The 13,750-nt window shown below is 56.9% G+C and carries 13 protein-coding genes; 9 read left to right on the top strand and 4 right to left on the bottom strand.

The features are described 5' to 3' along the window. A complete protein-coding gene (locus HNQ92_RS28975) occupies positions 1–123 on the bottom strand; it encodes a hypothetical protein (RefSeq protein ID WP_281380770.1) in 123 nt (40 codons plus the stop codon). Positions 124–150: 27 nt separating this feature from the next. Here HNQ92_RS28975 and HNQ92_RS20330 point away from each other — a divergent pair, with 27 nt between their 5' ends. Then, positions 151–867: a hypothetical protein gene (locus HNQ92_RS20330; protein ID WP_184176671.1), complete on the top strand. Its 717-nt coding sequence runs from the start codon at positions 151–153 to the stop codon at positions 865–867. 72 nt (positions 868–939) lie between these two features. Here the strand turns inward: HNQ92_RS20330 and greA are convergent, their stop codons facing one another. Then, positions 940–1,422 (bottom strand): transcription elongation factor GreA, encoded by a 483-nt coding sequence (gene greA / locus HNQ92_RS20325; protein WP_184176669.1) that lies wholly within the window; start codon positions 1,420–1,422, stop codon positions 940–942. A 247-nt stretch (positions 1,423–1,669) separates the two neighbouring features. On the opposite strand from greA, the gene fmt reads away from it, so the two are divergent. From fmt to HNQ92_RS20310, 3 genes are read left to right on the top strand one after another with little or no spacing between them, the layout of a single operon-like run. After that, positions 1,670–2,596 carry a methionyl-tRNA formyltransferase gene (fmt, locus tag HNQ92_RS20320; protein WP_246440519.1) on the top strand — a complete coding sequence of 309 codons (927 nt, stop codon included), beginning with the start codon at positions 1,670–1,672 and terminating at the stop codon, positions 2,594–2,596. Further along, on the top strand, positions 2,593–3,114 hold the full coding sequence (locus tag HNQ92_RS20315) for a dihydrofolate reductase (RefSeq protein ID WP_246440516.1): 522 nt from the start codon (positions 2,593–2,595) through the stop codon (positions 3,112–3,114). Before fmt ends, HNQ92_RS20315 begins: the two co-directional genes overlap by 4 nt. Positions 3,115–3,173: 59 nt before the next feature. After that, a complete protein-coding gene (locus tag HNQ92_RS20310) occupies positions 3,174–4,280 on the top strand; it encodes an alpha/beta hydrolase (RefSeq protein WP_184176667.1) in 1,107 nt (368 codons plus the stop codon). A gap of 154 nt (positions 4,281–4,434) precedes the next feature. Here HNQ92_RS20310 and hslU read toward each other — a convergent pair whose 3' ends face one another. Both hslU and porQ read right to left on the bottom strand, forming a co-directional pair. Then, positions 4,435–5,838 (bottom strand): ATP-dependent protease ATPase subunit HslU, encoded by a 1,404-nt coding sequence (gene hslU / locus HNQ92_RS20305; RefSeq protein ID WP_184176665.1) that lies wholly within the window; start codon positions 5,836–5,838, stop codon positions 4,435–4,437. 102 nt (positions 5,839–5,940) lie between these two features. Beyond that, the gene (gene porQ / locus HNQ92_RS20300) at positions 5,941–6,972 is read right to left on the bottom strand and encodes a type IX secretion system protein PorQ (protein ID WP_184176663.1); all 1,032 of its coding nucleotides are present in this window, start codon (positions 6,970–6,972) and stop codon (positions 5,941–5,943) included. 247 nt (positions 6,973–7,219) lie between these two features. Between porQ and HNQ92_RS20295 the strand changes: the two genes are divergently transcribed. The 5 genes from HNQ92_RS20295 (at position 7,220) to HNQ92_RS20275 (ending at position 13,742) form a co-directional block, all read left to right on the top strand. After that, positions 7,220–8,470 carry a hypothetical protein gene (locus HNQ92_RS20295; protein WP_184176661.1) on the top strand — a complete coding sequence of 417 codons (1,251 nt, stop codon included), beginning with the start codon at positions 7,220–7,222 and terminating at the stop codon, positions 8,468–8,470. 52 nt (positions 8,471–8,522) lie between these two features. Continuing rightward, positions 8,523–9,464, top strand: coding sequence for a beta-1,6-N-acetylglucosaminyltransferase (locus tag HNQ92_RS20290; protein WP_184176659.1), 942 nt, complete (start codon positions 8,523–8,525; stop codon positions 9,462–9,464). Between the two features lie 53 nt (positions 9,465–9,517). Next, positions 9,518–10,966: a hypothetical protein gene (locus HNQ92_RS20285; protein WP_184176657.1), complete on the top strand. Its 1,449-nt coding sequence runs from the start codon at positions 9,518–9,520 to the stop codon at positions 10,964–10,966. A 130-nt stretch (positions 10,967–11,096) separates the two neighbouring features. After that, positions 11,097–12,656 carry an acyl-CoA carboxylase subunit beta gene (locus tag HNQ92_RS20280; protein WP_184176655.1) on the top strand — a complete coding sequence of 520 codons (1,560 nt, stop codon included), beginning with the start codon at positions 11,097–11,099 and terminating at the stop codon, positions 12,654–12,656. Positions 12,657–12,707: 51 nt separating this feature from the next. Beyond that, complete coding sequence (locus HNQ92_RS20275) at positions 12,708–13,742, top strand: phosphotransferase (RefSeq protein WP_221307499.1); 1,035 nt, start codon at positions 12,708–12,710, stop codon at positions 13,740–13,742. Positions 13,743–13,750: the final 8 nt, after the last annotated feature.

Raw genomic sequence — 13,750 nt, 5'->3', positions numbered from 1 at the left:
TTAGGTACCTCCGTGTGGGGCGTCTTTCGGACGCCCCACACGCAACGTAGTGAAGTACCCGAGCCGGGAAAATCTGCCCCGCGGGTGGTGATTCATTTCGAAGATATACGTATCTTTTGCCATCGTTTCACTTTTTACTAAACCTAAACCATGGTTCGTACGCTACAACTATTCGGACTCCTGCTCCTGCTCCTGCTCGCGGGCGGAACTGCCGCCTACGCCCAGGACCCGGCCGATGCCAACGCGGTTATTGAAAAGTACCTGACTGCCATTGGCGGGCGGGAAAAGCTAAAAAGCATCAAAGACCTCACCATGACCATGACCGCCGATATCCAGGGGCGTACCATGGAGATGGAAACGAAGCTCAAGATGCCCAACAAGTACAAACAGACCTCCTACATGATGGGCAACGAAGCCGGTGGTACCGTGTATGACGGCACCAAGCTGTCGCGGAACATGCGCGGCCAGAGCCAGGTGAAGGAGGGAAATGAGGCTTTTCAGGAGTTCTTGCAGAATCATCCTTTTCCGGAGCTCTACTACGACTCGCTGGGCATTGAGAAAAAGCTGGCTGGCAAGGAAAAAGTAGACGGCAAAGATGCCTACAAAGTAGAGTACTCGGCCGGAGACCGTACCTGGCAGGAGTACTTCGACGCCAGCTCGGGCCTGAAGGTACAGCGCACGGCTACCCTGGATACGCCCCGGGGCAAATCCGAAGTGGCGATTCAATTCAGCAACTACAAGGCCGTCAACGGCATTATGTTCCCTTTTGTGCGCAGCCAGAAAATGGGGCAATTTGAAATGAACATGGAGACGCAGTCGGTGAAGATCAACAAAGGGATCGACGACAAGCAGTTTCGGATCAATTAAGCCAGAGAGCTTGAGCTACGAAAGCCGAAGCGGGTACCCGCTTCGGCTTTCGTTATCCAGGGCCAGGTACCGCTAGGAAAGCTCCCGGGTAATGTCCAACACCTCAAACTCCATCACGCCGGCGGGTACTTTTATTTCGGCCATTTCTCCTACTTTCTTACCCAGCAGGCCTTTTCCGATGGGCGAGCCCACCGAGATTTTATTCTGCTTGAGGTCCGCTTCTTCTTCCGACACCAGCGTGTAGCTCAGCGTGGCCCCATTTTTTTTGTTTTTGATTTTTACCGTCGACAGAACGGCCACCAGGGAGGTATCGATCGAAGATTCGTCCAGAATCCGGGCGTTGGAAAGAATTTCTTCCAGCTTCGCAATCTTCATTTCGTGCATTCCCTGGGCATCCTTGGCGGCATCGTATTCCGCGTTTTCGCTCAGGTCTCCTTTATCACGGGCCTCGGCAATCTGGCGGGCTATTTCGGTGCGTCCACGGGTTTTCATGTCGTTCAGTTCAGCCTTCAGTTTGTTGAGGCCTTCCTCCGTGTAGTATGAAAATTTTGCCATGGGTCAGATATTCGTTAATAAATTCATGTGGTTTTTTTTAAAATTTCTTTACGCTAAAAAAACAAAAAAGAACGGCGCTCCGACCGTTCTACAAAGTGTGAAGTATACCTCGTAGTTGCGCCCTTTAAGGTGCCTCGGATCGGTTGCCGTATCGGAAATTTTGTTTCATAGTCCAATGAAGGATGACAAAATTAGCAATATTTGTAAATCGTAACAAGTACTATTTCAGAAAATCAATGAACCTACTATGAGCGAGCGGCTCCGAATTATATTTATGGGTACCCCGGATTTCGCCGTTCCGAGCCTACGAATCCTGGTAGAGAACGGTTGTGAGGTAGTAGCGGTCATTACCGCGCCCGATCGCCCCTCGGGCCGCGGGCTGAAACTAACCCCTTCGCCCGTAAAGCAGTACGCCCTCGAACGGGGAATTTTGGTATTGCAACCCGAAAAATTAAAAGAAAGTACCTTCCTGGAGCAGCTCCGGCAGCTCCGGGCCGACCTCCAGGTCGTAGTAGCCTTCCGGATGTTGCCGGAGGTAGTCTGGAGTATGCCCGGCCGGGGTACTTTCAACCTGCACGCCTCGCTGCTGCCGCAGTACCGCGGCGCGGCCCCCATCAACTGGGCGGTCATCAACGGCGAAACCCAGACGGGCGTCACCACTTTCTTTATTGAAAAGGAGATCGATACCGGAAAAATTATTTTTCAGGAGAAAGAAGCCATTCACCCGGACGACACCGCCGGGACGCTCTACGAGCGGCTCATGCAGAAAGGCGCCGAGCTGGTACTGCGCACCGTGCGGGCCATTGAAGCCGGAAACTACCCGCAGGTACCCCAGCCCGAGGTACCCGAGCCCCGGCTCGCCCCCAAGATCTATAAGGATACCTGCGCCATAAACTGGGAACTACCCCGCGAGCAAGTCCGGAACTTGGTACGGGGGCTGGCCCCGTACCCCGCCGCCTGGACGAATTTGGGTGAGCTTTTTTGTAAAATCTACCGCGTAAGCAGCCTGCCCCAACCACCGGACGACAACCTGGCACCGGGTACGTATCGTACCGACAACAAAACCTACCTGCACCTGCGGGCCGCCGACGGCTGGGTAGCCGTGGAGGAGCTGCAGCTGGAAGGAAAGCGACGAATGACTACCGACGAGCTCCTGCGCGGCCTGAAGCTATGAACCAGCACCACCCACCCATGCACATCTCCCTACTGGTGGCAGTGGCCGAGAATGGCGTCATTGGCCGAGACAACCAACTGATCTGGCGCCTGCCCGACGACCTGAAGCAATTTAAGCGCCTGACGCTGGGGCACCCCATGATCATGGGCCGTAAAACCTACGAGTCGATCGGGAAGCCGCTGCCGGGCCGGACGTCCATCGTCATTACGCGCGACATCCACTACGCGGCCCAGGACGTAGAAGTGGTCCATTCATTGGAAGAAGCCCTGGAGGCCGCCCGGCGCTCCGGTACCGACGAAGTCTTTGTCATCGGGGGCGGGGAGGTGTACCGCCAGGCCCTACCCCTGGCCGACCGCCTGTATCTGACCGAAGTGCACGGAGCGTTCGAGGGGGACACTTTTTTTACGATTCCGGACGAAAACCAGTGGGCAGAAACCTTTCAAGAACACCATCCCGCGGACGAAAGACATACTAATTCCTTCGATTTTCGTTATTTAGAACGAAAACCCGTAGTCTAAAAAGCTGGTTTTGTGTATCTTTGACACCTTTGGCTTTTTCGAATTAGCATGATATACCCATGAGTGCACTTACCCCGACTCTAACTGAAACGTTACGTTTAGAATTAACCACCCCCATCGACGATGAGCGCCCCGTTTATATTTCGGGGAATTTTTGCGCCTGGGACCCTGAGCCCGAACCCTACCGGATGCAGCGGATCGCGGCGGGGCGTTACGTTTTTAACTTTCCGGATGACCAGGAACTGCCGGACCCCATCGAGTACAAATACACCCGCGGCGGCTGGGACCAGGCCGAGCTGCAAACCAATGGCTACGGGGTACCCAACCGGACGGCGAGAAAGCAAAAAGGCTGGGTACATGACTACGTACCCCGCTGGGCCGTAAAACCGCCGGAAGGGGAGGAAGTATCCATGATGCCCCAGGTAGAAACGCTCTCCGAGCTTTTTACCACGCCGCAATTTCCCCGGCCGCGCCGCGTCCACGTGTTGCTTCCCTACGACTACAACCACCACCCCGGGCGCAGGTACCCGGTACTTTACCTGACCGACGGACAGAATCTTTTTGGAGAAGGATCTTCGTTTGGCAACTGGGGCATTGATAAGCAGCTGGCGGTGCTGGCCGAAAAGGGCAAAGCCGACGTCATCATTGTGGCCATTGAGCACGGTGAGGACGAGCGGATGCGGGAGCTTTCGCCTTACGACAATGCGCGTTTGGGTAAAGGAGAAGGAGCGCATTTTCTGCGTTTTATCATCAATGTACTCAAACCCAAGGTCGATAGCCTGTACCGTACCCTGCCCGACCGCCTCCATACCGGCCTGGGCGGGAGCTCGCTGGGCGGACTGCTCAGCGTGTACGCCGCCCTGATGTACCCCCACGTTTTTGGCAAACTCATGATTTTTTCGCCTTCGCTTTGGCTATCAGAGCGGGTGTTTTTTGACGCCATCCATTTTTTTGAACCCTACGCTACGCGCATGTACCTTTACGGAGGTGGAGAGGAAGGCGGCCAGATGGTACCTAAGCTCAAGCAACTGCGGGAAACGATTAAAGGACAGGGATTTGGCTACGACCGGGTAGAGATAAAGCTTTCCGTGGACCCGAAGGGCGAGCACAGCGAAGAGCGCTGGGGAGAAGAATTTCCCAAAGCCCTGGAATGGCTGTTTGATTGATTAGCAAAGGGCAGTGGGGTAAGGGCAGAGGGTGTAATTTTAGTAATTAACAAAGTACCCCAGTCCATAGCTCTAGAATGGCTGAGTGGCAGTGGGGTAAGGGCAGCGGGTATGACTTATCAATCAAAAAGTACCCCCTGCCCCTTCCCTCTGCCTACAGAATGTATTGGCTCAGATCGCGGTTTTTAACCAGGTGAGCTAGTTTTTCCTGCACCATTTCCGGCGTCACGACGACGTAGGAATTCGGCCCGATCAGGTCCGGTATATCAAACATAAATTCGTTCAACAAGGTACTCATGACCGTTTGCAGGCGGCGGGCACCGATGTTTTCTACTTCGCTATTTACCTCAAACGCAATCCGGGCAATTTCCAACAGCGATTGGTCCTGAAATTGCAGCTCAACGCCCTCGGCCCGCATCATGGCCTCGTACTGCTTGGTGAGGGCATTTTTGGGCGCTTTCAGGATTTGGTAAAAATCATCCTGCGTGAGGCTTTGCAACTCCACCCGGATCGGAAAACGCCCCTGAAGCTCCGGAATAAGGTCCGATGGCTTCGAAACGTGGAATGCCCCCGCCGCAATGAACAGGATGTGGTCGGTCTGGATGATGCCGTGCTTAGTATTGACGGTACTTCCTTCCACAATCGGGAGCAGGTCGCGCTGTACGCCTTCCCGGCTTACGTCGGGGCCGCCGCCGGACGAGCGGCTGGTCGCTACCTTGTCGATTTCGTCGATAAAAATAATCCCCAGGTTCTCGGCCTTACGGATGGCTTCGGATTTTACCTCGTCCATGTCGATGAGCTTGGAAGCTTCCTCATCCAGCAGGAGCTGGCGGGCTTCCTGCACGGTTACCTTCCGCTTTTTGCCTCGGCGCGGCATCATGTTGCCAATCATCTCCTGAATATTCATCATCGACACGTCGTCCATGCCCCCGCCAATCATCCCGATGTTCGGGGCCTGGTTTTGTTGTACTTCGATGTCAATTTTGCGGTCGTCCAGCTCTCCGTTTCGGATTTTCTCCCGGAAGCGCTCGCGGGTACGCTGGTTGAGTTCGTGGTCGTTGGTCGGCATGCCCTCCGGATTGTTCCCGTTTTGGTAGCCAATAGACTTCCCACCGGGGTTGGGCGTGTGCATGGGCGGAATAAGCGTATCCAGGATAATATCCTCCACGGCCTGCTCGGCCCGTACCTTTACTTCCTCTTTTTTCTGGGCTTTCACCATCCCCACGGCCTGCTCCACCAGGTCGCGCACCATGCTTTCCACGTCGCGGCCCACGTAGCCTACCTCCGTAAATTTGGAGGCTTCTACCTTCACAAAGGGCGCGTCGGCGATCTTGGCCAGGCGGCGGGCTATTTCGGTTTTACCCACGCCCGTTGCCCCGATCATCAGGATGTTGTTCGGGATAATTTCGCGCTGAATGTCCTCGGGGCTGTTCATGCGTCGCCAGCGGTTGCGCAGGGCAATGGCTACGTTGCGTTTGGCTTCGTGCTGGCCAATGATATATTGATCTAGCTCGGCTACAATTTGCCGGGGCGTGAGGCGGTCTAAGTGCTCGGTCATACGATGATTAGAGAAAAAAACGGGCAGGAAAATAAAATAGAGGCTGCCAATGAGTAAACGAATGAAACGCAAAAATACCGTACCCGCCGCCCGAGTATGCCATTATTTCAGATCGGCGTGCAGAGAAAGGGTACTGCTTCCCAGGCCGGCGGTATACTGAGCCCGCCCGTAGCCAATCTCAAACCGGCTGATTTTGAGCCAACCCCCGAACGAAATACCCGCCAGCCCGCCCGCATTTTGCAGGCGCAGCTCCTGGCGGCGCAGGTGGTCATAGCCCACCATGAGCCGAAACTGCGGGTGAATCAGGGCCTCGGCCCCCACGGCCAGGTGGCGGAGGAGCTTTTCGGGTAGGGGTACTTTTCGGGGCAGGCGGTTGCCGTTGGCGTCGAAGTCGTAGAACAGGGCCGGATCGTTATAGACCATGTCGAAGCGGTGGAGGTGGTGCGCCGTGGCCGAAAAGCGGATGGGCATGTAGGTAGGCTTGAAGGTGAGCCCCAGCCGGACGTCCAGGGGCAGGGGAGGTACCTCACCGCCGCCGTAGTTGGCTCGCAGAAAACCGGCGTTTTTTACCACCAGCCCGGCCGTCAGATCCTGACGCGGGTGCTTGAACACCGCCCCCCAGTCCACCGCCAGTCCCCAGAGCTGGTAGCTCTCCACCCCCGAGCCGACCCACTTCAAAGTACCCCCCAGCGTGATGTTGCCCACGGTATGGCCGTAACCCGCCGACAGTGCGTAGTCCGCCGCCCGAAACTCGCCCGTCACGTTCCCGGCCGGGTCGGTTTGTACGAAGGTACCGTAGTGGAAGTACTGCACACCCGCCGCCCAGGTACTGGCACCCTGCTTAGGGCTCTGCGCGTAGGCGGCCGTCAGCAGGCGCGTGTCGGCCAGGTAAGGCATTAGGCTCAGCGAAGCCGACTGGTGCTTCGTAGTATCGAGCAGGGCCGGACTTTGCAGAAAGAGCGCCGCTTCGGAGCCGGGCAGCGTAAAGTGGTAGGTGCCCAGCGCCGTGCTGCGCGCCTGCGAGGGCAGGATCAAGGCCGGAAGCGCCGCCCGCCCACCCGTAGGCTGGGCCCAAGCGCTACCGCCAAGTACCCCCAGCGCCAGTAGCAGCAACACAAATATGTATCTTCCCATCCGGTAGGTTGAATTATTCTGGCAAGATAAGGTTAGTTAGGGATTTTTGTCATTTCCACAAGAAGAGAAATCTGAATTTGGTAGCTGGCGGGCTATTTGGCAGAAATACGGATTAAAATGTACTTTTGAAAAGAGTAAACCCAGCCCAACGCGTGGGGGATAACGTAGCCTATCAGAAACGGGCAGCCTGGGCGTGGTGGATTCTGGTAGAAACAGGTGAATAAGGCGTTTCTCCGAAATAGAAAAGATGAACAAAAAGTACCAAGCCCCAATCCCCGCCCTGGCCGTCCTAGGTACTTTGCTAATCTACTGGATTTACGTCCAGCTACAGCCCGTTTATACCTACACTACGCTCGATGCCCGCTACGACGCTCACCAGTACCTGCGGGCTTACGCCTACTTCAAAGGGCAGCGGGGTACTTATCAGCTCGACTTTCCCTACAACCCCCGCATCCTGGTACCCTGGCTGGCCGCCCAGGTACCTTATGACGATGCCGTGGCGGTATTTAAGGTACTTAATGGCATTTTCGTGGTACTGGCCATGGCGGTGCTGGTCCGGGTTTGGGTGAACCTGGGTTTGCGGCTTTCCCTGGTGACGACGGGGCTGTTTTGGCTGCTGCTGCACTGGCGCGGGCTGGTTCGGATGTACCTGCCCGACCCCGTGACGGTGGATGTGCCGGGGTACTTTTTTGGCGCGCTGTGGCTTTTTCTTATCCTGCGCTTGGTCCGCAAAGGGCGTGTAGACTACCTCAGTCTCAGTCTCCTTCCGCTCAGCGTGCTGGCGACGCTCCAAAAGGAGCTTTTCGTGCCGCTGGTGGGGGCTAGCGGGTTGTTTTTCGTTTGGCATCGTCGGGCCGTTGACCGGCGCGTGCTTCTCCTTTTCGCGGGTAGCTTGGCGCTGGCGTTGGTAGCTCGTTTTTGGGCTGAGCGTACCTTCCCGCCCTTCCAGGCCGACTGGCGCACCAGCTCCCTCGTGACGGTACTTTGGCGGGCCCGGCAGTACCTGCTGCACCCGTCCCAATTGCTGTGGGTACCCGTGGGCTGGCTGTTGGCCTTTGGCGGGATCGGGCTGGTGGGCTTTTACGAGTGGCTTCGTGCCCGATTATTGTCGGGTACCTCCCAAACCGCCGGAGACCAGGACGCCGAAGGTACTTTCAGCCTAAAGTACCTGGGCTTTATGAGCATGGTAGGTCTGGTGCTTGGCCTGCTGGGGGGAGGGGATACGGTGCGGAATGCGATGCTCGTTTCGCCCTTTGTGCTGACGTACCTGCTCCATCTTTTGCAGCAACGGCCCGCCTGGGCCGGGTACTTGGCCGGGGTCGTTTCGCTGCCGCTCATGCGCCTCACCCACCTCGAACCCGACCTAGGTACCTTCCCCGAGCAGCAGCTAGCCTGGTGTACCGAGTGCTGGCGCTGGGCCGAAAGCTGGCCGTATCTGCTCTTTATAGGTGTAGTTTGGGTCGTTTTTTTCTTTTTTAGAAAGTACTTTGGGGAATAAAAAATGATAAAGCGATAGTTTAACAAAAGTTTTCTCTGCTGAAAATTCCCGTATGCGACCTATCTGTTTTTTGATTCTGGCTCACCACCAACCTCGACAGTTGCATCGGCTCATAGAAAGGCTACAGGATACGGGTGTTTTTTTCGTGGTACACGTGGGTGGCCGGGCGTCTTTGGCTGACTTTGAAGGCCCTTTCGTTACTACACCGAATGTGATTTTTATTCAGGATCGGCTCAAAGTGAACTGGAAAGGCTACTCGATCGTGGAGGCCACCCTGCGGCTGATGGCCAAAGGGCTAGACGTGGTTCCTTCGGATAGCTACCTGGTTTTACTCTCGGGCAACGACTACCCCATCAAGCCCATTTCTTACCTTCGACAATTCTTTCAGGACGCAAATCACGAGTACCTGAGCTACTGGCGGTTGGTTGATAAGCCTACCTGGCTGCACAAGATCCGCTACTACTATTTTTTTGATGTAACCTGGCTCAATCCTAGGACTAGCTGGTTCTCCCGGCAGTGGACGCGGGGTTATTTTCGCGTTTTTAGGTACTTGCTTCCGCGCCGCAGGTACCCACCCGAGCTCGTGGCTTACGGAGGGGCGGCGTGGTGGGCGCTGTCGTACGGGTGTGTAAAGTATGTATTGGAATACATGGATCAAAACCCCTGGTTAGCACAATTTTATCGCCTTTCGGACGGGCCGGACGAACAGCTTTTCCAAACCATTATTCTCAATTCTCCCTTCAAAGAAAAAGCGATTCATTATGCACGCTATCAGCAGTGGGCACAGGCGGGAGACCAGCCCCCTTTTCTCACTGAGGAGGTGTTTCATTTTCGGTACATCGATTGGGCGCTGGACCGGGAAAGACCTGCCCTCCTCGACGAGCGGGATTGGGAAAAAATAAAGCAGACCCCCGCCTGGATGGCCCGCAAGCTCGACGAGCGTTGCTCGGCCGCATTGCTCGATCAACTCGATAGGTACCTTGAGCAAGAGTAAAGGAAAGCACCCATGATTTTTTAATAAAGTACCCTCACCAAACCCAATCCCCCGTGTCCTTACTCTACCTCCGTCGCCTAAGCCTGTGGTACCTGGCCCTGCCCAACCTGCTTTTTGTGGGCTTCTGGTTGCGGGCCGAGGTGGCCGTGCCGGTGCTGGCAGGTACTTTGGTATTTCTGTACTGGGCGAGCCGGGCCACCGAGCCCGACGAGGTACCTCCGCGCCTGCCGGGGCGGGTCGTGGGCGGACTGCTGCTCGGGGCGGCGGCCTGGACGGTGCTGACGGGCGTGGGCGAGCTGGTGTACCAAACCGAAGACTACGCCGCCCACAACGCCAAGTACCACGACCTGGTCACGAACCGCTGGCCGCTGCGCGCGGAAGGTACCTACCTGCGCTACTACTTTGGCTACTACCTGGTACCGGCGCTGTATTCCAAGCTGGCGGGGGGCTTGTCGGTGGGGGCGTTGTGGGTGTGGACGTGGCTGGGCCTGGCGCTGGGGCTTGGCTGGCTGTACGTGCTGCTGCACCGGAGCTGGCCGAAGGTACTTTTGCTGCTGGGCGGGGGTAGTTTTTTCTATTTTTTGCAGGCCATGGGCTACAACCTGGGCTGGTGGCAGTACCGGGGCTACACGGTCTGGTCGCTGTTTGACCAGTCGATCTGGGCGCCCAATCAGCTCATTCCGGCGCTCATCGGCGGCGGGTACTTCCTGGTGGAGGCGTACCAGCGGGGCCGCTACGACCGGAGCTTCGGGCTACTACTGCTGCTATTTTTCTGGGCGGCCTTTCCGGCGGCATTACTGCTGATTAGTTATAGTTTTGGATTCCTGTTTGCGCTTAGGAAGGGTACTTTGAAAATCCCGCCCCGCCGCCTGCTGCCGGATTTCCTGCTGCCTTTGCTGCTTCAGGTACCCGTGTTGCTCTTCCTGCTCACCGCCCGGCATCCCCTGCGGCACGGCTGGGTTTGGCTTCCGCAGCCCCACGACCTTCATCCTTTAACGACCTACGAGCTGGCTGGCGCGGGGCTGGATCTGCTGGTTCTGGGTACTTTGCTGGGGCTCACGTCCTCGCCGCGCGGCCTGGCCAGGTACCTGGCGTGGGTTTCGTTCGGGTTGCTGGGGCTAAGTACCCTTTACCGCGTCGGGATGCACTATGATCTGTTCGTGCGGGCCTCCACGGTGCTGGCGCTGCCGATCTACTACTACGTCCTGACCGACCTGGAGCTGGGGTACTTTTCCTGGAAAAACCTGCTGAAGGTACCTTGGAAAAAAAAGTGGGTGCTGGGCCTGCTGGCCTTGGCCCTGCTGACGTGCTCGTTGCACACCTACCGCGCGCTGCGCCACAACTACCTCACGCGGGGCGAGGGCGGCTATCCGGTTTATGCCTACGATACATACCCTGGTATTTATCAGGCTCTTTATCAAGAATTTAGTCCCGAGGAAGCCAGGCAATACCTGGGCAAAAAGGATTCGTTTTTTGGAAAGTACCTGCTGAAAGATCCCTGAAAAGTACCCCGCCGGCACCCCGCTTCGCTGCAAAAATTTCTTGATTCCGTAAAATTGAGCGTATATTTAGGCGTCCCGGCTTCCGCCCGGATTCCGTACGTTTCATCAGCCCATTCAATTCGTTTAGTACATGAAATCACTTGACCGTAGCTTAACCAGAACCGAACAACTCGACCGCAAAAACGAAGAAGCGCTGCAAGGCGGCGGGGCCAAACGCATCGACGCCCAGCACCAGAAAGGCAAACTCACCGCCCGCGAGCGACTGGACCTGCTGCTGGACGCGGGGTCGTTTGAGGAGATCGGGAAGTTTGTGATGCACCGTAGCAAGGACTTCGGGCTGGACAAAGAGCACTACCTCGGCGACGGCGTCGTGACGGGCTACGGTACCATCGGCGGGCGGCTGGTGTACGTCTTTGCGCAGGATTTTACGGTTTTTGGTGGTTCATTGTCCGAAACCCACGCCGAGAAGATCTGTAAAATGATGGACCTGGCCCTGAAAAACGGCGCGCCGGTCATTGGCCTCAACGACTCGGGCGGCGCGCGCATCCAGGAAGGGGTACTTTCGCTGGCGGGCTACGCCGATATTTTTTACCGAAACACGCGCGCGTCGGGCGTTATCCCGCAGATTTCGGCCATCATGGGGCCGTGCGCGGGCGGGGCGGTGTACTCCCCGGCCATTACGGATTTTATTCTGATGGTGGAAAACACCAGCTACATGTTTGTGACGGGCCCGAACGTAGTCAAAACCGTGACGCACGAAACCGTGACTTCCGAAGAGCTGGGCGGGGCCATGACGCACGCCACCAAGTCGGGCGTGACGCACCTGGTGGCCGCCAACGAAGTGCAGTGCATCGAGTATATCAAAAAACTGCTGAGCTACATACCCCAAAACTGCGAGGACGAGCCACCGCGCCTGCCCTATACGCCCGCCGACGAAAGCCGCCCGGCACTCAATACCCTCATTCCCGAAAACCCCAACCAACCCTACGACATGCGCGAGGTGATCGGTGAGCTGACGGACGCCGATAGCTTCTTTGAAGTACATACCTACTTTGCCGAAAACATCGTGGTGGGTTTTGCGCGCCTGGCCGGGCGGAGCATCGGCATCGTAGCCAACCAGCCCGCCGTATTGGCGGGGGTACTTGACATCCACGCCAGCCAGAAAGCCGCGCGCTTCGTACGCTTCTGCGACAGCTTCAACATTCCGCTGCTGGTGCTGGAAGATGTCCCCGGCTTCCTGCCCGGTACCGATCAGGAGTGGAACGCCATCATTACCAACGGGGCCAAGCTGCTGTACGCTTTCTGCGAAGCCACCGTGCCGCGCGTGACGGTCATTACCCGCAAGGCTTACGGCGGCGCCTACGACGTCATGAACTCCAAACACATCGGGGCCGACATGAACTACGCCTGGCCCAGCGCCGAGATCGCCGTGATGGGAGCCAGCGGGGCCGCCGAGATTATATTTAAACGCGAAATTGCCGAGGCCGAAGATCCGCAGGCCAAGCTCCAGGAAAAGGTAGCGGAGTACACCGAGAAGTTTGCCAATCCGTTTCGGGCGGCGCATCGGGGGTACATCGACGAGGTGATCTACCCCGACCAAACCCGCCAGAAGCTCATCCGGGCCTTTGGGATGCTGGAAAATAAAGTAGACCAACTACCCCGCAAAAAGCACGGCAACATTCCGCTGTAGGGTACTTTGCCGGCGGTTGATGAGGTACTTGGAGTCAGAATTTTACTCGTTATGTTGAATAAAAAAGAACGTTTTCAAAAAGAATTTCCCCGTACCTTTTTTCTGGACGCACAGGACGAACCGAGCCTTCAGGAATTCCTCCACGACCGCGGCTGGATCGAGCCGTACGAGTCGGTACTTTGGGTACAAAAACCCGGCGAGGGCAACATGAACTACGTGCTGCGGGTCAAAACCGAGGCGCGGTCGTTCATCATCAAGCAGGCCCGGTCGTGGGTCGAAAAGTACCCCCAGCTCGACGCCCCCGTGGAGCGGGCCGCCGTGGAAGCGCGCTTTTTTCAGCAAGCCAATAAAGTACCCGCGCTGCGGCCGTACCTTCCGCAGCTCCTGGAATACAGCGCGCCGGATTTCTTACTGATGATCGAGGACCTGGGCCAGGCTACCGACTACACCTTTTTGTACCAGAAAGACCAGGTACTGGATCCTGAGGTGCTGGGTACTTTGGTCACTTTCCTGAAGCAACTCCATAGCCAAACCGAGGCGGCTACGGCCGGTTTTCCGCCCAACCAAACCCTCCGGCAGCTTAATGCCGAGCACATGTTCAAGTACCCCTACCTGCCCGACAACGGCCTGAACCTGGACGACGTCCAGCCGGGCCTGGCGGCGGTGGCGCGGCGCTACCAGCAAGACGAAGCCTTACACCAAAAAGTACAAGCGCTGGCCGATAGCTACCTGGGCTCCGGCTCCACGCTCCTGCACGGCGACTACTACCCCGGCAGCTGGCTCCACACGGCCAGCGGGCCCAAGGTGATCGACCCGGAGTTTGGGTACCTGGGCCGGGCGGAGTTTGACCTGGGCGTGCTGCTGGCCCACCTGCACCTGGCGCAGCAGCCCGAAAGTACCCTCCAAGAAGCGCTGGAGGGGTACCTGCCGGGAGCAGAATTTGATTTAGTACTTTGTAAGGCCTTTTGCGGGGCTGAGATCATCCGGCGGCTCATCGGGCTGGCGCAACTACCCCTCGCGCTGACTTTGGAGGAAAAGGAGGAGTTGCTGGAAAAGGCGCGGGGGTATGTGCTAGTCCGCGCTTAATCTTTTGC

This window comes from Rhabdobacter roseus (assembly GCF_014202275.1).
Taxonomy (GTDB): domain Bacteria; phylum Bacteroidota; class Bacteroidia; order Cytophagales; family Spirosomataceae; genus Rhabdobacter; species Rhabdobacter roseus.
The sequence above is the reverse complement of the archived record's forward strand: the minus strand, read 5'-3'. Positions and strand labels throughout refer to the sequence as shown.